The sequence below is a fragment of the Priestia sp. 179-F W1.4 NHS genome, from assembly GCF_045369295.1.
GTDB lineage: Bacteria > Bacillota > Bacilli > Bacillales > Bacillaceae_H > Priestia > Priestia zanthoxyli.
Genome location: NZ_JBIQFF010000003.1, coordinates 81,191 through 100,827 on the forward strand (window position 1 = coordinate 81,191; position 19,637 = coordinate 100,827).

Below are 19,637 nucleotides of genomic sequence, written 5' to 3' on the forward strand. Positions count from 1 at the left end.
CATTTTATAACTTGATAGATTTGTTTCTGAATTGAATCATTCTTACAATATTTATCACAATTGTTTTTGTTACAGCATAAGCCGGAATCGCTAAGATCATTCCGAGTATTCCTGCAATATTACCCGCAACAAGCAATAAAATAATAATCGTTAAAGGATGAGTGTTTAATTTCTTTCCAATTACCAGCGGAGAAATAATGTTCCCATCGAGCTGTTGAACGATTACGACGACAATAATTACTAATATCGCTTTTGTAGGAGAGTATAATAATCCTACGATTAAAGCGGGTGCTACGCCAATAAAAGGGCCGACGTACGGGATAATATTAGTAAGGGCTCCTATTAGTGCGAGTATTAATGCATAAGGCAACCCGATGATGAGGTAACCAATGAATGTACTAATACCCACAAACAAACAAACGAGCATTTGGCCTTGAATATAAGTAGCTAGCGTATTTGTTGTTTCTTTCATTGTACGCAACGTTTCTTTTCGATAAGAAGCAGGAACCATACGTAGCGTATTTTTACGAAGTTTATGGCTGTCTTTGAGCATATAAAAAAGAATGAAAGGAACGGTTACAACCGTAAGTGTAATATTTGTTACGACGCTTAAAACAGATGAAATACTGTTTGTGAGATTCGTAGGTAAAGTAGACGCGTAGTTTAAAAGTGACTCTTCAATATGATCGAGCGACACATATTTTTGTTCAACGAGCCAGTTAAACCATCTTGAGTTAGATAAATCATTTATGTACTCTCTCGTTTCTACAATGTAAGACGGAATATTCTTAGCCAAATCAGTTAATTGTTTAGATAAGGTAGGTCCCACACCGCCCACAATAGAAGCAATTACGCCGATAAAAACAACGTATAATAGTAAAATGGCCAGTGTTTTTGGCACTTTTTTTCTTGTGAGAAATGACACAATTGGTTCGAATAAAAAGAAAAGAAAACCAGCTACAAGAATAGGGAAAAACAAAGTGGAGATAAACACACCGATTGGTAGAAAAACAAACGAAATATGTTTACAAATGTAAATCAGTAAAGCAATCATTAATAGTTCTAATGTCCAAAAATGCAGTTTCGATTTAAACAAAAAGTTACCCTCTTTCTTTACTATTTTTTACTATCATACATCAAAAAAGAAACCCACTGCACGTTAAAAGTGGGCTTTTTTAGTCTGTATAACTTTCATTTAAATAAAAATTAGGCTTTTTCCTCTTTATCTTCAGTAGTATCCTCTGGAGTTTTTTTGTCGTCATCCTGTATAATTCCTTCTGCTGCATTTTTAAATTCTCGCAGGGAATGTCCAAATGCTCGTCCTATGTCCGGCAATTTACTTGGTCCAAATACAATTAAGGCAGTAATCCCGATTACGACCATGCTTGTGGCTCCTGGCATGATATCCTCTCCTTTAAAAGCAATGAATATATGAAAATTAAAAAGAGATAGTAAATAAAGTGCATGTTTATACTATTCACTTTTCTCTTTAAAATTCCTTTATTTTAAATGATACGAAAACAAGGTGGAGCGGCTATGTATGATTTAAATGCTAGTAGTGATATTTTGCATATGAAATTTATTATAGCATTAAAGACAGCCGTTCGCCTTATTACTCTTGTATAAGCCCTATGTGAAAAAACTTGCTTTAATTCTTATGGAAACATGTCATAAATCCTGTTTTTTAAAATGAAGAATCAGTATATAAAAATAAAGAGAGAAAAAAATTTAAAAATATAAAGATAAATTGTTGTAAAATTTAGAAATAAGTAATAGAATTAAATAAAATGTTAACGTTAACATTTTTGTTGTTGAAGATTATATCTTATTAAAATAGTTATCTGTAAATAAGATTATTTATCAATTTATCTAATTTTGTTAACGTTAACAAAAAAAGAGAAGGAGTGAATGGAAATGAAAAAATTTATGGATGACCATTTTTTATTAACAAATGAAACAGCAGCACACTTGTATAATACTTACGCAAAAGATATGCCGATTATTGATTATCATTGCCACTTAAACCCGCAGGAAGTTTATGAGAATAAACAGTTTAAAACGTTAACTAACGTTTGGCTAGATGGAGATCACTATAAATGGAGACTGATGAGAGCGAACGGAATTGAAGAGGAAAAGATAACAGGATCAGCGAGTGACTATGAAAAATTTCTCGCGTGGGCTAAAACAGTTCCCATGACGATTGGGAATCCGCTATATCATTGGACGCATCTAGAGTTAAAGCGTTTCTTTGATATTGATGAAATATTAAATGAACAGACGGCACCGTTTATTTGGGAAAAAGCAAACGAGAAATTACGCAGCGGTAAGTTTGGTGCAAGAGATCTTATTACACGTTCTAACGTAAAAGTTATCTGTACAACGGATGACCCAACAGATTCATTAGAGTATCATATGAAACTAAGAGATGTCCAAGGTTTTGAGACCCAAGTACTTCCAAGTTTTCGTCCGGATAAAGGGCTTGAAATCAACCAAGAAGGGTTTAAGAGCTGGATTGCAAAGTTGCAAGATTGTTCAAACCGCTCCATTCACACCTATGATGATTTGTTAAAAGCTCTTGAAAGTCGAGCTCGTTTTTTCCATTCCATGGGAGGGCGTTTATCTGATCACGCACTAAATAAAATGGTATATACGAAGACTTCGAAAGAAGAAGTTTCGGAGATTTTCTTAAAAGCCTTAAGAGGTGAAGGCGTAAGTACTGAAGAAGAAAGTAAATACAAGTCAAATACGTTAATCTTTTTAGGGAAGCTGTATAATGAGCTAGGTTGGGCAATGCAATTTCACCTTCATGCTCTTAGAAACAATAACACCAAAATGTTTCGTCAGTTAGGTCCAGATACAGGGTATGACTCGATGTATGACGGACAAGTGGCAGAGCCTCTCGTACAGCTTCTTGATCAAATGGACGTACAAAATAGTTTGCCAAAGACGATTTTATATTCGTTAAATCCAAAAGATAACTATGTATTAGCAAGTATAATTGGCAGCTTTCAAGGAGACGGTATTCCTGGCAAGCTGCAGCTTGGTACGGCTTGGTGGTTTAATGATCAAAGAGAAGGTATGTTAGAACAAATGAAAGCGTTATCAAATATTGGGTTGTTTAGTCGGTTTATCGGTATGTTGACAGATTCTCGAAGTTTTCTTTCGTATACAAGGCATGAATATTTCAGAAGACTAGTATGCAGCTTAATTGGTACGTGGGTGGAAGAAGGGGAAGTACCTAATGACCAGCAGCTGCTTGAGCAAATTGTAAAAGGAATATGTTATGAAAATGCTAAAGACTACTTTAGCTTCCCAGCCTATACGCTGCAAAAATAAAGGCGCAAAATAGTTTAAAGAATTGCAAGGGGAGAAGGGGGATTACCATGAGTGTTGTGGCAACAGAAAGAAAGGTTGAAATAAAAGTAGAAAAGAAAAATCTTAGTGTGAAAGAAAAAATATCTTATGGTATGGGTGATTTTGGTAACGGTTTCATGTTTGATTTAGGGCAGCTTTATTTGTTGAAGTTCTTTACAGATGTGGCAGGCATCCCTGCCGCGGCTGCGGGAGGGATTTTTCTAGTAAGTAAGTTATTTGCAGCAGTTTGTGATCCCATTGTTGGTTCGTCCATTGATTACCGAAAAAACATCGGAGCTAAAGGGAAATTCCGGCCGTATTTACTATTCGGAAGTATGGTGTTAGCCATTTTAACCGTACTCACGTTTATTTCGCCAAATCTTTCACCGGCGGGTAAATTAATTTATGCGTACGCTTCTTATATGATTTGGGGAATTGGCTATTCATTTGTCAATATTCCATACGGATCGCTAGGCGCATCCATGACTCAAAATACTTCTGATCGCACGTCTCTTGCTGCTTTTCGTCAAACAGGATCGCTAGGTGCACTGTTTGTAACCAGCATTGCTGTTGTACCGCTCATTCTGTTATTTCCAAATGAAAAAATCGGTTATCCCGTTGTTATGGGAATTATGTCGGTCATTGGAATCATCGCTTTTTATGTATGCTATCGCAATTGCAAAGAACGCATTGTCGTAAAAGAGAGTCCAAAAGAAAAACTATCAGTCAAGTCTATTTTTAAAACGTTTGTAAGTAACAAACCTCTTTTAATTTTAGTGTTTATGACGGTATTTACCATTTCAGCTTACAATATTAAATCAGCTATGCTTATTTACTTTGCACAGTATAATTTAGGAAATGTTAAATTGATGGCTTACATGAACTTTATTATTATTGGTTCATCCTTTCTAGGAGTCATGATGCTGCCAAAGCTTGTTAGCCGATTTGGAAAAAAGCAAGCTGCAATGATTGGCTTAGGAATCAGTATTGCAGCGGACACAGTAAATTTCTTTATGCCTTCTAACGTCGTAATTTTTACGATTTTAGCAAGTATTGCTTTTATAGGTATCAGCATTCCTAACGGGATTACATGGGCATTTGTATCAGATATTATTGATTATGGTGAATGGAAAACAGGCGAAAGAAAAGAAGGCACAACGTATTCATTGTTCAACTTTTCTCGAAAGCTTGCTCAGTCGCTATCCGGCTTCTTATCAGGTATTGGTTTAGGGTTAGTTGGGTATATCCCAAACGTGGCACAAAAGGCAGGTACATTAGTGGGAATTAAAAGTTTGCTGTTACTATATCCTGCTATTGCTTTGTCCATTGCTGCAGTGATTATTGGTTTTATGTATAAGCTAACGGATAAGAAACACGCGGAGATTGTCCAAGATATTCATGCTAGGTCTTAGTCAAAACTGTCATAACATTCACCATTTGCTTATTATTCCTACTAACTTGTGATATCCTTATAATAAAAATCGATACTGATTCATTAAAGGAAGGTAAATGAAATGGGTGTTACAATTAAGGATATTGCAAAACTAGCAAACGTATCACATACAACGGTTTCACGTGCATTAAACAATAGTCCGCTCATTAAAGAAAAAACAAAAAAGAAAATTTTAGAGATTGCAAATACGCTTAACTATATTCCTGATTATCATGCGAAAAATTTAGTGCTTCAAAAATCTCATACAATTGGATTGTTTTTTACGAGCATGGCAAACGGTACGTCACCAAGTTTTTTAGTAGATAGTATTAGAGGGGTAAGTAAAGTAATTGATGTTCAGTATAATTTATTTGTAAGAGGCATTGACGATTATGATGATTATACGTACATCAACAATAAACGCTTTGATGCGATTATTTTAATGAGTCAAAGCGACCGTGATAACACTTTTATATATAACGTAGTAGAAAAAGGCATCCCGTTGATTGTGCTCAACCGTCAAGTTGACGATTCATCGATTATTAATATTTTGTCAAATGACAAAGAAGGAGCCTACAAAGCCGGCGAATATTTGATTGAATTAGGTCACAGGCATATTGCAATCATAGAAGGAATAGAAGGTTTTAAATCAACCCAACAGCGTAAGGAAGGATTTCTTAACTCGTTAATTGATCACAATGTTTCCATTCGCCAAGAGTATATGATTCAAGGAAATTACGATATGCAAAGCGGATATGAAGGAATGAAAGCACTGTTAAGGTTAAAGCAGCCGCCTACTGCTGTTTTTTGTTCAAATGATGATATGGCAATCGGTGCTATGAACGCCGCATTCGAGTCTGGGCTAAACGTACCGAGTGATATCTCAATTATTGGATTTGATGATATTGAATTAGCCAAATACACCACTCCTTCACTCACAACCGTTAAAAGACCAATCGAGAAAATCAGCATGACCGGAGCAGAAGCAGTTTTATCATTAATGGACAAAGATGACAAAAAGATGCTGCAAAATAAAGTTTTAATTAATACCGAATTAATGGTTCGCCAGTCTGTAAAGTCACGCTCATCTATGTAGCCGGTTATTTAGTATAACCGGCCCAAAAATGTTAACGTTAACATTTTTGAGAAATAAAACAATATAAAAAGCTATAAAAATAATAATGTTAATGTGTGCAAAGAAGGAGATGCTAACATGAAGTTAAACCGTCAGATGCAAGCTAACACACGTATATACCCAGAAAAAGTACTGCAGTTTGGAGAAGGCGTATTTCTAAGAGGGTTTGCTGATTGGCAAATTCATCAAATGAACAAACACACTGCATTTAAAGGCAGTATAGTAGCTGTCAATCCGAGAATTACGGGAAATGCAGGTAAATTGAATGAGCAAGAAGGTTTGTTTACGGTTTCTCTTCAAGGAATTCAAGACGGTAAAGCAGTCAAAGAACATGAAGTAATTGAATCTATTAGCCGCGGTCTAAATCCATATGAAGATTATGAGGCGTATATGCAATTAGCGGAGAAAGAAGAGCTAAGATTTCTTATTTCTAATACAACAGAAGCAGGTATCGCATTTTTAGAAGAAGACCGCTTGGAACATGCACCGCAAACGAGTTTTCCTGGTAAAGTTACGGCATTTCTATATAAGCGGTTTCAAGCTTTTCAAGGAGATCCAACAAAGGGACTTATTATCCTTCCTTGTGAATTAGTGGAGCGAAACGGGGATTTGTTAAAGAAAATGGTATTGCGCTATGCCGACAAATGGAATTTAGAGAAAAAGTTTACCGAATGGATACACGAAGCAAATGCTTTTTGCTGCACGCTTGTTGACCGAATTGTGCCAGGTTATCCAAACGATGAAAATCTGCTCAATGAACTGAGTTATGAAGATGAGTTTTTTGTGATCGCAGAGCCATTTTACTTATGGGTTATTGAGGGACCTGAGTGGGTAAAAGAAGAGTTTCCCGCGGAAGAAGCTGGTTTGCATGTGAAATTTGTGAACGACATTGCACCATATGCGCTGCAGAAAGTCAGAATTTTAAATGGGATTCATACTGCTATGATGCCTGTTGCGTATTTAGCGGAACTAAATACGGTCAGAGAAGCAGTCGAAGATGATGTAATCGGAACGTTTATTCGAAAGTGTCTGTATGAAGAAATTATTCCTAGTTTACCAGTTTCGGAAGAAGAGTCTTTGCCATTTGCTAAATCTGCATTAGAACGCTTTCAAAATCCGTTTATCCACCACGCATTAATGAGCATCTCTTTGAACAGCATGACAAAGTTTAAAACGCGAAACATCCCAACTCTTAAAGAGTACGTTGAAAAGCAAGGAGCGCTGCCGGCTTTGCTTACATTTTCTCTCAGTGCCCTCATTTCTTTTTATAAAGGAAAAAGAGAAGGAGAAAAAATTGAACTATCAGATGACCCTGCAGTTCTAAAAATGTATGAATCTCTTTGGAATACGTTTGACGGTACTGAAAAAAGCATTTCTTACATTGTAAAAGAAGTGCTGGGATATAAAGAGCATTGGGGAGAGAACTTAAATACGATTCCTAGCTTAACAGAAGCCGTAACAAATGGAGTCTTAGCCATTGAAACTCTCGGAATGAAACAGGCAATAAAAGAAATTCTCTATGTAACCGCAACTAAACAGTAAGAGGTGAAGTATATGAAAGAAGTAATTCGTATTCATGAGGAAGATAATGTAGCAGTAGCTTTACGAGATTTTTTAGCACAAGAGAACCTTATGGTTGATGGAAAAGAAATTTCTCTAAAAGAAGAAGTAAAAAGGGGCCATAAAATAGCTCTTACGCCAATTTCAGCGGGCGGCAACATTATAAAATATGGTTTTCCAATCGGGCATGCGACGCACTCTATTTCACCTGGTGAATGGGTGCATACGCATAACACAAAAACAAATTTAAATAATGTTAACGAATATGAATTTCATCAAAAGTTAGCAGCTCCTAAAGAAAAAAAACAATCGCTAACGTTTAAAGGATATCGCCGCAAAAACGGAGACATTGGAATTAGAAATGAGCTTTGGATTATTCCAACGGTAGGGTGCGTAAATGGTATAGCCGAACAAATGATTAAACAGTTTCAAAAAGAAATAGGTGATATCTCGCCTTTTGAACATGTAACCGTTTTAAAACACAATTACGGATGTTCTCAGCTCGGTGATGATCACCTTAATACAAGAACCATGCTTACGAGAATGGTACAGCATCCAAATGCTGGAGGCGTATTAGTATTAGGGCTTGGATGTGAGAATAATAGCTTAACAGAATTTAAACAAGCGCTAGGTACAATTGATGAAAGCAGAGTGAAGTTTTTACAATCTCAAGACGTCGAGGATGAAATTGAGGCAGGAGTCACTTTGTTAAAAGAAATTTATGCTGCTGCTAAAGATGATAAAAGAGAAGACGTTGATATTTCCAGGCTGAAAGTAGGTCTTAAATGCGGTGGGTCAGATGGATTATCTGGTATTACAGCAAATCCGCTGCTCGGTAAATTCTCCGACTGGCTCATTGCTCAAGGAGGCACAACAGTTTTAACAGAAGTACCTGAAATGTTTGGTGCAGAAACCCTGCTAATGGAAAGAGCTGTTGATGAACAAACATTTGATAAAATTGTTCATCTGGTTAATGACTTTAAAACGTATTTTCTCAATCATAAACAGCCGGTGTATGAAAATCCTTCTCCCGGCAATAAAGCAGGCGGCATTACAACGTTAGAAGATAAATCACTTGGCTGTACTCAAAAAGCAGGCACGGCCCCAGTCGTAGACGTGTTAAATTACGGAGATCGCTTACAAACTAACGGTTTAAATTTACTAAGTGCTCCTGGAAATGATTTAGTTGCCTCAACTGCTTTAGCGGCTTCAGGATGTCATATTGTACTGTTTACAACGGGACGAGGAACGCCGTTTGGAACGTTTGTGCCCACTATAAAAATTTCTACAAACACCGCTCTTTATAACAAGAAGCCGCATTGGATTGATTTTAATGGAGGGGTACTGGTTGAAGGTGACACAGAAGAAGCTACATTAGAAAGCTTTATTGAGTACATGATCGGGGTTTCTAGCGGAGAGCTTGTAAATAACGAAAAAAATGATTTTAAAGAAATGGCCATTTTTAAAACAGGCGTTACTTTATAAATAAGTCAGTTACTAGATTGTTAAACGAAAGGGGAAAAGCTAGTGAAAAAATATGTGCTTTCTTTGTTTGTGATGACTCTTATGCTTATTTTACCGTTTTCTGCCCAAGGAGAAGCTCTTTCAGCAAGTGAAAAAATAACAGCAGTTAAAGAACAAATTCAGCCTCCTTCATTTCCGAACCGTACGTTTAATGTTAAGCGGTACGGAGCAGCAGGAGATGGAAAGTCTGATTCAACGGCTGCTTTTAAAAAAGCAATCGAAGCGGCTAACAAAGCAGGAGGAGGGCGCGTTGTTGTTCCACCAGGAACTTATGTTACCGGTGCGATTTATTTAAAAAGCAATGTAAATCTTCATGTAATGAAAAAAGCTACCATTAAGTTTAGTCAAAATCCTGACAAATACTTACCTGCTGTCTTAACAAGATGGGAAGGCGTGGAGCTATATAATTATTCACCGCTTATCTATGCTTATAACGAAAAAAATATTGCGATTACAGGAGAAGGTACGTTAGATGGACAGGGTGATAACGAACATTGGTGGCCCTGGAAAGGAAAAAAGGAGTTTGGATGGAAAGCAGGAGAGCCCAATCAACAGCAAGATCGCGATTTGCTGTTTAAAATGGCAGAAGAGAAAGTTCCTGTTAAAGAGCGCGTATTTGGCAAAGGGCACTATTTGAGACCTAGTTTTATTCAGCCTTATCACAGCAAAAATATCATGATAAAAGGTGTAACCATTTTAAATTCGCCTATGTGGCAAATCAACCCTGTCTTAAGCGAGAACATTTTAATTGATGATGTAAAAATTATAGGTCATGGTCCTAATAATGATGGAGTAGACCCTGAATCGAGTAAAAATGTGCTTATTAAAGATTCTTATTTTGACAATGGAGATGACTGTATTGCGATTAAGTCGGGGCGTAATGCAGATGGAAGAAGAATCAACGTACCAAGTGAAAATATTATTATTGAAGGAAACGAAATGAAAGATGGCCACGGGGGCGTTGTGATCGGCAGCGAAATATCAGGAAGCGTCCGGAACGTATTTGCTCAGCACAATGTTATGGACAGTCCCAATCTAGACCGGGCGCTGCGTATTAAAACAAATTCAGTTCGCGGCGGAACGATTGAAGATATCGACTTTAGCAGCAATACGGTCAAAAGCGTTGGCAGTGAAGTGATTCAAATAGACATGTACTATGAAGAAGGAGACACAGGGAATTTTACGCCCGTCGTTCGTAATATCAACATAGAAAACTTGCAAAGCAATGGAGGGAAATACGGCTTATGGATTCGAGCCTATGAACGTTCTCCCGTTACAAACCTAACAATTCGCCATTCTAATTTCCAGCATGTTGCAATCCCATTGTTAATGGAGAATGTAAAGAACCCTGTGTTTGAAGAGTTTTGTATAAATGGCAGCTGCATGAATACAAATCCGTAAAAGGGCGTGTTCATAATCAGCTGCAAGTAAGAGGTAGAACAAACGTATTTTAGCCCAAGAAGTATCCGCACAATGAATCGAGATTATCGATTCATTATGCGGTCTTTTTTTTGTTGTGATGGTGAACGTAGAATCAATGTGTTAATAATGGTAAAAACCTGCTCTGGAATTTTTACTATTTTATAGATAAGTCAAATGACTCTTACTAATTGATAGATAACATGTATGAAAGAAATGACTTTTGAAGATTGTTTTCTAAGCAATTTATTACCTAAATGTGGATGTGGGGAGTGTGAGGGAAGATATATAAAAGAATTATAAAAACATTTGTCTTTATAAGCGTTTTATTCTTTATTTTAATAAAGAGCAAAAAAAGGATGTTTTTCTCTAAATTTTTACCATTGAATATTTTGAATAAAGTTCATAAAATAAACTTGTAAGCGTTTTAAAAGATTAGAAAGTATGTATCTTAAAAGTTGAATAGAGAATTATTTATGAAGATAGGAAATGTGATTTTTTTGCTTTTGGTCACCGTTTCCAAGAATACCTTAACAAGTAACAGCAAATCGTTCATTTAATGAAATAAAGAAATAGATAGGAGTAGAGAAAAATGTACATCGGCGTCGATTATTACCCTGAACATTGGCCAGAGAATATGATAGAAGAAGATATCCAAGGTATTAAAGAGTTAGGATCAAATATGGTGAGAATAGGGGAGTTCGCTTGGCATCTTATGGAGCCTAAAGAAGGGCAATATGACTTTTCTTTTTTTGATAGCGTTATCAATAAGCTTAAAAAACAGAATATTGACGTTATGTTTGGTACCCCTACTGCCACTTTTCCGGCTTGGCTTGCGAAGCAGCATCCTTCTATTTTATCAAAAGATGAAAATGGGGCGGTCAGAGCATTTGGAGGAAGACGTCAATATTGTTTTAATTCTCCTCTTTACCGGCAGTATAGCGCTCAGATTACAGAACAACTAGTAAAGCACTACTGCTCAGAAGAAGCAATCGTAGCATGGCAAGTTGACAATGAATTTGGCCATGAAGGCAGTGATATGTGTTACTGCGAACAATGTCGTAAAGAGTTTCAGCAGTTTTTGGAAAGAAAATATAAAGATATTCATGAGTTAAATGAAAAGTATGGCACTATTTTCTGGGGACAAACGTATAACGACTTTACCGAAGTGCCTATGCCTGTAAAAACAATTACGACACACAGCCCTTCGTTAAAGCTAGACTGGGCCCGCTTTCGCTCTTTTTCGTTAAACAGATACGCTCACGAACAAACAGCGATTGTGAAGAAATATAAAGGTGATCACCAGCTGTTGACCACGAACGTATCAGGAGGCTTTTTTGATAAATGGTTCGATCATGAAGAAAACCTAGAAGTAATGGACTTTGTATCCTATGATAATTATCCGGTATGGGGCGGTCAAACAGAGCCAATTACCCCGGCTCATATTGCACTAGGGCATGATTTTAATAGAGGCTTGTTACATAAAAATTTCTGGATTGTAGAGGAATTAATGGGTGCTCAAGGTCATGATATCATCGGTTATCTACCGCGACCTAATCAGGCAAAAATGTGGTCTTATCAAGCTTTTGCTCATGGATGCACGAATATGCTGTATTTCCGTTGGCGCGGAATGACAAGAGGAGCTGAGCAATACTGCTACGGAATTGTAGGTCACGATAATCACTATGGAAAACGTTACAAAGAAGTTCAGTCGTTATTTAGTGAAATCGTTCATTACGAACATGTGCTTGAGTCTGATATTAAATCGGAGGTTGCCGTTTTATATGACTATGAAAATATATGGTCATGGCGCTTTCAGCAGCAAAGTGAAGGATTTGACTTTACGCAAGAGCTTCTTAGAGGGTATACACCGTTTTATAAGTTGAATACACCAATTGATGTTATTCCTGCTACAAGAGATTTTTCAAGCTATAAAGTACTGGTTGTTCCGGCTTTGCAAATCATTGATAAAGAACTAGGTAAAAGATTTACTGAATTTACTGAAAGCGGAGGCGTCATCGTTTTTACGTTTAGAACCGGCATTAAAGACAAACAAAATAATATTCATTTTAAACAGACGCTGCCCGGATATGTAAAAGAAATAACAGGAATTGAAATTCATGAAGTGGAAGCACTGTCTTCTACTCAAAAAGCAGCTATTAAAGGAGTAGGACCGTATGAAGGAGAACAAGCAAGTGCGTCCGTGTGGAGAGACATTATCACACCTATAACAGCTGAAGTGCTGTATGAGTATGATGATCCATTTTATAATCAAGCCGCTGTAACAAAAAATCAGTTTGGTCGCGGGACGGTTTATTATGTAGGCTGTGGAATTGAAGGGCAAACGTTTGAAAAAATGGCGCTTGATATTGTAAAACAGCAGCAGATTGAGCATACGGAAAGTGAAGATGGAGTTGAAGTATATCCTCGCAAGCTTGGAGAGAAAAGTTATTACTTCCTTATGAACCATACGCCAGAAGTAAAAGTATTTAAAGGTAATGTTCTGCAGCCTTATGAAAGTCGTATTATAGAAAACATGTAGTAGCAACAGGACACTAGAATCTCATAAAGCAATGAGATTCTAGTCACTCATAATATGATATGAAAGCGTTTTATAGAAGAAGGGAGTTAGGTTACATGAACATGGGGGTACAGTCAAAAGTTTCTCTAAAGACCGTATTATCATACGGAATGGGGAGCTTTGGAAACAATATTATTTATGCATTAACAAGTACATATTTAATGATTTTTTATACGGACAGCGTAGGATTAAATGCTGCAGCCGTAGGAACCTTATTTCTTATTGCAAGGATATGGGATGGAATTGCGGACATTATTATCGGAATGATTGTTGATAATACAGAAACGAGATTTGGTAAGTTTAGGCCCTATCTTTTAATAGGCGGATTTTTTGCAGCTGTTGCTACAGTCGCGTGTTTTATTAGTCCGGATCTTTCTCACACAGGAAAATTAATTTATGCTTATATCACTTATATCGCGTGGGGAACAAGCTTTGCTATCATGGATATTCCTTATTGGTCGCTTTCAGCAACGATTACACAAGATGTAAAAGAACGAAATAAAGTTGTAGCTTTTCCTAGAACAATTGCAGCAGTAGGGTCTTTATTTGCTAGTTTATTAACTCTTCCACTAGCTCATTATTTTGGAAACTGGTTTATGCTTAGTCTTATTTATGCGTGTATCTTAATGATTACAATGATCATCACATTTTCAGGAGTAAAAGAAAACTATACCGTAAAAAGACAGGAAAAGCAGACGCCAAAAGCAGTTTGGAACTTATTTATTCAAAATAGACCGTTGCGCTACCTGATTTTCTCAATGCTTTTAGTTGAAACAATTTTAACGATTCGAACTACGTTTTCTATTTACTATTTTAAATACAATTTAAATGCAGAGAACATCGCGTCTCTTTATTTAACCTTATTTTTCACAGCACAAATTGTAGGAGCGATCGCGTCTCCTTTCATTTCAAATAAATTTGGAAAGAAACGTGCAGCAATAGGGGGAATTGCCCTAAATGCTGTAGCCACTCTTACAATGTTTGCAACGGGTTTCCACGTTATGCCAGTGATGATTTTAAGCTTTTTAGCTTCTTTTGGCGGTGGGGTTAGTAACATTGCTCAAACATCTATGCTCGCTGACTGTGTAGAATACGGCGAATGGAAAACGGGGAACCGAGCAGAAGGAATGGTGTTTTCTACGAATATTTTCAAAACAAAGGTCGCTTCAGCAGTGGGTGGAGCAGTAGGTGGGTACATCCTTTCAGCAGTAGGGTACGTGCCAAATCAAATTCAGTCACACAGCACGCTCATTTGGATTGCTTTAATCTTTACGATTATTCCGGGTATTCTTTGCTTGTTATCACTTGTCCCACTCGTAAAATATGAGTTGACGGAAAAGAGATATTTAGAGATTTTACAGGATATGAAAAAACGCTCAAGCCGCATAAAAGAAAAACCGGCTATGAAAGTGTCTAGCTAATTCAAATCAGCACAAGCATTGTACACAAAAATAACAAGAAAAAAAGACTGCATTTTCTCAGCTCCTCTTGCTATGATGTCAGGTAGACAGATATCAATGTAAAGAGGAGTTTTGTTTATGTTTATTAATTTTTCAAAAGAAGACAAAGATAAAATGCTGAATGAAATTCAAACGTTTTTTTATAACGAACGAGATGAAGAAATCAGTGAATTTGCAGCGGAAAATGTATTGGAGTTTATTAAAGAACATATAGGTCCTCACTTTTATAACCAAGCCATTAAAGATGCGGAAGATATTATGAACCAGGTCATGCTTTCTGCAGAAGAAAATTTACATGCATTAAAAAAACCAATCGAAAAGTAGTTCGAAAAAGAAAATATGAAATAGGAAAAAAGCGTTTTATGTACAAAAACATAAAGCGCTTTTGTTTGTTTATGAAACAAATTATTTGTTCGCCCAAGTGATATATGATACATTCGTTTTAAGATAATATTAACGTTAACGTAAAGGTTATATTTAAAGTGTTTCGATTTAACTCAATGAGGGCATAACTTCAGCAAGCAGGGACATAATGAGGTAATTATATGAGGAAAGAAGGGACTACACATGAGCAACATTACGAAAGGTCAGCTAACAAAATCTATTGTGAAAGCAAATGAAAATCGTTTAACGGATAATAGTGATTTTGATATCTATCAAGAGCTGGAAAATGTGCTTCAAGGAGTCGGCTTATCAGCAAAAGACAGCGGAGGAAACATTACATTTTACGGAGAAGATCCGATTGTTCCTAGTACGCTGCGACTTGCCTCAGCAGCAGCTATTGCACTGGTTGCTAAGTCAGTAGCTGTCTCAAAAATTTGGAGAATACGCGGAGGAAAAGGTCAAGATATTCATATGGATTTGCGAAAAGCGATCCGAAGATTATCACCTTTTTACGATAAAAAATGGGAAAAGCTTAATGGATATGCCCCGAGTAAAGCAAATGATCCTTATAATCCATTAGGCTTTCGCTTTTATCAAACAAAAGACGGCAAATGGGTAATGCCGCTGAATCCGTATCCACGCTCTAAGCATGAAACGCTCAAGCTATTAAATTGTATAGAAGACCCTGATGCAGTGGCAAAAGCGATTCGCGGATGGAATGCAGAAGAATTGGAAAAAGCTGCAGCGGAGCGAGGAGTTATCATGCCTGTTGTGCGGACAATTAAAGAGTTTATGAATGAGTCCGTGTATGAAGAAGTAGCGCAGCTTCCTTTAATTGAAATTGAAAAGATTGGAGAAAGTGAGCCGATTCCTTTTTCCAAGAATCCTAAAACTCCGCTAGACGGTATTCGAGCATTAGGGCTTGGTCACGTTATTGCAGGAGCAGGATTCGGTAGAGCTCTCGCTTTACACGGTGCGGACGTCTTAAATATTTGGAAGCCAACGGATTGGGAACATGATACGATTTACGCTACGTCTAATGTCGGTATGCGCTCTTCAACGCTGGATATCGGTGAAAAAGAAGGAAAAGAAAAAATGGTTGAACTTCTACAAGGAGCAGATATCTTTTTTGCGAACCGTCGCTACGGATTTCTAGAGAGATACGGTCTAACAGCTGAAGAGTGTGCAAAATTAAAACCTGGAATCATCCACTGCACCGTTAACCTGCACGGGACGCAAGGAGAGTGGGCAAAAAGAAATGGATTTGACCAGACAGCGGGAAGCGTAACGGGAGTCATGGCGTTAGAAGGATCGCCAGAAAATCCTAAGCTGCCTCCTATTGTAGTTGTCAATGATTATGCAGTTTCTTGGCTGCTTGAAGTTGGTGCTTTAATGGCACTAGAAAGAAGAGCAAAAGAAGGAGGCAGCTACCGCGTGCGTGTATCATTAGATCGCGTATCTTTATGGATTTTATCAATGGGCATCTATGATAAAACATATGCTCATCAAACAGCTGGTTCGTCAGAGAAGCATGAGTACATTGCACCGGATCTCTTTACAGCCCAAACACCTTTAGGATTGTACCAAGGGCTTACAGAACAAATCGAAATGTCGGAAACTCCAGGGGAATATAAGACGGTTCTCGTTCCTCGAGGTTCTTCACGCCCAGAGTGGTTGTGATAACAAGAGGCTGAGAAAAAATTATTTTAGTGGAAAGAAAATCCGAACGATGAATCGAGATTCTTGATAAAGGATCCAACTCGTTCGGATTTTTTTGTTATTGTGATGAACGTAGGTTTCGTTTATGGGGGTAGATGCTTCTAGCGGTTGCACAGAAATCAACAGCGGTGTCACAAGCGGTTCAGCTCATGTATCCAATTTGTTTGTCTTTAGATTGAATTGATTTCGCTATGTCTTAATCTCGGTTTTTGGGGGTCAAATTTAAAATGAAAAATAAGAAAAAATATTTGAATAATTATATGATTTCTTATATAATAGCGAAAAGGATGAGGAGTTGACTTGTAATGGAAAACTATACGTCCCGCAAAATGACACGAGAAGAAGTAAAAGTATCAGACGCGACAGCAGCTCAACTAGTGCTAAACAAATCTCTTCGTGACTTTAAAAAAGCACAGCTTTTACTGCAAATCGATCAGTCTTTAGAAAAAAGAGATAAAGAAACTTTTTTACGTTTAACTGAAGAGTTAAAAGAAGTTTGTTAAATAACCTACTAACATAAACAATCAGCCTTTGCTTCTAGTGAGCAAAGGCTTTTCATATGGAAAAAAACGGATAAATGTTTTGTTTTTTCTGAAAGCGGTAAAAGTATAGTATGGATGATAAAGCAAAAATCAAGAAGTCTCTTACTTTATTATTTTTTGCTTTATCATCTACAGCATCTAGATGGTAATACATCATGAAAGAACAAAAAGAGAGAGGGTTCTTGATATGTATAACAAAATTTTAGTCGCCTTTGATGGTTCCGCACCTTCTATTCGTTCTCTTCAACATGCAAGTAAACTAGCTGAAAGCGTAAATGCTAATAAGCTGACAATTGTACATATTAAGGAAAGAATTCACTTGCAGCAGCCTGTTTTTAGCGTTGACTTGGACGCACTGATAGAAGAAGAAAACCGCGATATTTTATCTGAAGCTCACAATCATTTAACTCAATCAGGTATTCCATACGAGGCATACGGTTTAGAAGGCACCGCTTCAAAGAAAATTATCGAATACGCACGTGATAATCAACAAGACGTCATTGTAATAGGAAGCCGAGGAAAGGGCTTTGTTAAAGAGACCTTTCTAGGAAGTGTAAGTCACGAAGTTGCTCAATCCGCAGAATGTCCTGTTATTATTGTTAAATAAAAAGAGGCTGAGGCAAATTTAGTTAAAGAAAAATCCGAACGATGAATCGAGATTCTTGATGAAGAATCCAACTCGTTTGGATTTTTTTATTGGTATGGTGAACGTAGGTTTCATGTATATAGTTGCTTCTAGCAGTTGATTGGAGGGTAAGACGAAGACTCCTGCGGGGAAAGCGGAACAGGTGAGACCCCCCAGGAGCGTAAGCAACGGGGAGGCCCAGCGGCCGCCCGCGGAAAGCGAAGTCTTGCACGGAAATCAACTGCGGTGTGACCAGTAATTTATACTAGCTCCCTTATCCAATTTGTTCGTCTTTAGATTAGAGTGATTTTGTTAGGTCTCAATCTCTTTTTGCTTTTGGATTATGTATTGCTGTACGCTTCGTAAGTTCGAAATTTGCTGTATGATAAACTTACTTCATACGCTAAGCTGTCAGATACCCGTGGTAAAATGTCAAAGAATAATCGTTATTTAATTAGGTATGTTTTATTCTGCACAGTTTCTTCATTTATTACTTTTATAATGAAAGCAAGGGATGTGAATAAATGAATCGTATTTCTATTAAGCTTGGACTCTTGTTTTTAATGTTCATTTTACTAATTGAAGCCGCTCTCTTTTTCTATTTATATAGCGGTCTTGCCAATACACGAATTTCAGAGGAGCTGCAAAGCTTGCGTTTAAGAGGAAACAGTCACCGGGAAGTATTAGAGAAGCATCCTGATTCTGCTACGCTTAACCATGTTGCACTGATGGAATCAGAAGCAGAAACTGATGTTATCATAACGGATAAAACAGGGAAAATTATCAGTTCATCTAGACCTTTAATTCAAGGTGCAAGAAAAGCAGTAGAGAAATGGAAAGGAAAGTCTCTTACATATAAAGGTGAAATTATGCAAGGCGACTGGAAAAGCAAACCTTATATCGCCACGGCATCACCTATTAAAGAAGGCCATCAACAGTTCGGAACGGTTTATATGTTCAAAAACACAAAGGATATTCACGAAATGATTGCGAGACTACAGCATCATTTTTACGTAGCGGGAGCTGTGTCCGTTTTATTTTCCATTGTGACTATTTTTGCTCTGTCTAAATTTATAACCGCTCCTTTAATCAAAATGAAAAAAGCAACTGAGAAGCTGAGTCAAGGAGATTTGTCTGTGAAACTTGGCGCTCATTCAAGAGATGAACTTGGACAATTAGGGATGTCCATTCAGTCGTTAGCGAATGAGCTGCAGCGGTTACGAAAAGAGAGAAATGAATTTTTAAGCAGCATTTCACATGAACTTCAAACGCCTTTGATGTATTTAAAGGGCTATGCAGACGTAGCAAGAAGGCCTTCTAATACACCGCAAGAACGTGATAAGTACCTTGCTATTGTGGAAGAAGAAGCAGGAAGAATTTCACAGTTAGTCAAAGATTTGTTTCAGCTGGCGCAGCTGGATCAGCATACATTTTTTATTCAAAAACAAAAAGTAGAGCTAGCTACGTATTTGCACACCGTATGCGCGCATTTTCATTTAGCTTTAAAAGAAAAGGAGATGGAGCTGGAGATAAGCTGCCCTCAAGGTCTTTACGTTTCACTAGATCCTGAAAGATTTCAGCAAGTGATTATCAATTTACTTGATAACGCAATGAACTATTCAAAAGAAGAGACCAAAATTGATTTAATTGTAAAAAAATCAGCTGAATCATTGACAATAACTCTTAAAGATCAAGGAATAGGCATTCCAGAAAAAGATCTACCTTACGTATTTGACAAGCTGTATCGAGTGGAAAAATCCCGCTCGAGAAAAAGCGGAGGCTACGGATTAGGTTTATCAATTGTAAAGGAGATTGTAGAAGCTCATGGAGGAGAAATAACAATCACGAGCGAGACGGGAAAAGGTACGACTGTAGAGATTGTATTAAGAAAGGATGGGTAGG

At 37.3% G+C, this 19,637-nt stretch carries 15 protein-coding genes; 13 read left to right on the plus strand and 2 right to left on the minus strand.

Features of this window, described 5'->3' with window-relative positions; genetic code table 11:
* Window positions 1-4: 4 nt before the first annotated feature.
* Complete coding sequence (locus ACH0CI_RS15640) at window positions 5-1,096, minus strand: AI-2E family transporter (RefSeq protein ID WP_025751972.1); 1,092 nt, start codon at window positions 1,094-1,096, stop codon at window positions 5-7.
* A gap of 110 nt (window positions 1,097-1,206) precedes the next feature.
* Window positions 1,207-1,401 carry a twin-arginine translocase TatA/TatE family subunit gene (locus tag ACH0CI_RS15645; protein ID WP_033578725.1) on the minus strand — a complete coding sequence of 65 codons (195 nt, stop codon included), beginning with the start codon at window positions 1,399-1,401 and terminating at the stop codon, window positions 1,207-1,209.
* A 513-nt stretch (window positions 1,402-1,914) separates the two neighbouring features.
* On the opposite strand from ACH0CI_RS15645, the gene uxaC reads away from it, so the two are divergent.
* From uxaC to ACH0CI_RS15710, 13 genes are all read left to right on the plus strand, one after another.
* Window positions 1,915-3,336: a glucuronate isomerase gene (uxaC, locus tag ACH0CI_RS15650; RefSeq protein ID WP_335708472.1), complete on the plus strand. Its 1,422-nt coding sequence runs from the start codon at window positions 1,915-1,917 to the stop codon at window positions 3,334-3,336.
* A gap of 47 nt (window positions 3,337-3,383) precedes the next feature.
* A complete protein-coding gene (locus ACH0CI_RS15655) occupies window positions 3,384-4,766 on the plus strand; it encodes a glycoside-pentoside-hexuronide (GPH):cation symporter (protein ID WP_049164150.1) in 1,383 nt (460 codons plus the stop codon).
* Window positions 4,767-4,868: 102 nt separating this feature from the next.
* Window positions 4,869-5,882, plus strand: coding sequence for a LacI family DNA-binding transcriptional regulator (locus ACH0CI_RS15660; protein WP_028413696.1), 1,014 nt, complete (start codon window positions 4,869-4,871; stop codon window positions 5,880-5,882).
* Between the two features lie 117 nt (window positions 5,883-5,999).
* On the plus strand, window positions 6,000-7,463 hold the full coding sequence (locus ACH0CI_RS15665) for a tagaturonate reductase (protein ID WP_406901829.1): 1,464 nt from the start codon (window positions 6,000-6,002) through the stop codon (window positions 7,461-7,463).
* Window positions 7,464-7,475: 12 nt separating this feature from the next.
* Window positions 7,476-8,966 (plus strand): UxaA family hydrolase, encoded by a 1,491-nt coding sequence (locus ACH0CI_RS15670; RefSeq protein ID WP_034264545.1) that lies wholly within the window; start codon window positions 7,476-7,478, stop codon window positions 8,964-8,966.
* A gap of 42 nt (window positions 8,967-9,008) precedes the next feature.
* Window positions 9,009-10,406 carry a glycoside hydrolase family 28 protein gene (locus tag ACH0CI_RS15675; RefSeq protein ID WP_406901830.1) on the plus strand — a complete coding sequence of 466 codons (1,398 nt, stop codon included), beginning with the start codon at window positions 9,009-9,011 and terminating at the stop codon, window positions 10,404-10,406.
* A 610-nt stretch (window positions 10,407-11,016) separates the two neighbouring features.
* A complete protein-coding gene (locus ACH0CI_RS15680) occupies window positions 11,017-12,966 on the plus strand; it encodes a beta-galactosidase (protein WP_406901831.1) in 1,950 nt (649 codons plus the stop codon).
* 95 nt (window positions 12,967-13,061) lie between these two features.
* Entirely contained in the window at window positions 13,062-14,426 is a 1,365-nt protein-coding gene (locus tag ACH0CI_RS15685; RefSeq protein ID WP_028413691.1) for a glycoside-pentoside-hexuronide (GPH):cation symporter, read from the plus strand.
* Window positions 14,427-14,543: 117 nt separating this feature from the next.
* Complete coding sequence (locus tag ACH0CI_RS15690) at window positions 14,544-14,789, plus strand: DUF2164 domain-containing protein (protein ID WP_013082790.1); 246 nt, start codon at window positions 14,544-14,546, stop codon at window positions 14,787-14,789.
* Window positions 14,790-15,032: 243 nt separating this feature from the next.
* On the plus strand, window positions 15,033-16,529 hold the full coding sequence (locus ACH0CI_RS15695; protein ID WP_406901832.1) for a CoA transferase: 1,497 nt from the start codon (window positions 15,033-15,035) through the stop codon (window positions 16,527-16,529).
* A gap of 344 nt (window positions 16,530-16,873) precedes the next feature.
* A complete protein-coding gene (locus tag ACH0CI_RS15700) occupies window positions 16,874-17,071 on the plus strand; it encodes an IDEAL domain-containing protein (RefSeq protein WP_013082792.1) in 198 nt (65 codons plus the stop codon).
* 226 nt (window positions 17,072-17,297) lie between these two features.
* Window positions 17,298-17,717, plus strand: a complete 420-nt coding sequence (locus ACH0CI_RS15705; RefSeq protein ID WP_406901833.1) for a universal stress protein — start codon at window positions 17,298-17,300, stop codon at window positions 17,715-17,717.
* Between the two features lie 542 nt (window positions 17,718-18,259).
* Window positions 18,260-19,636: a sensor histidine kinase gene (locus ACH0CI_RS15710; RefSeq protein WP_406901834.1), complete on the plus strand. Its 1,377-nt coding sequence runs from the start codon at window positions 18,260-18,262 to the stop codon at window positions 19,634-19,636.
* Window position 19,637: the final 1 nt, after the last annotated feature.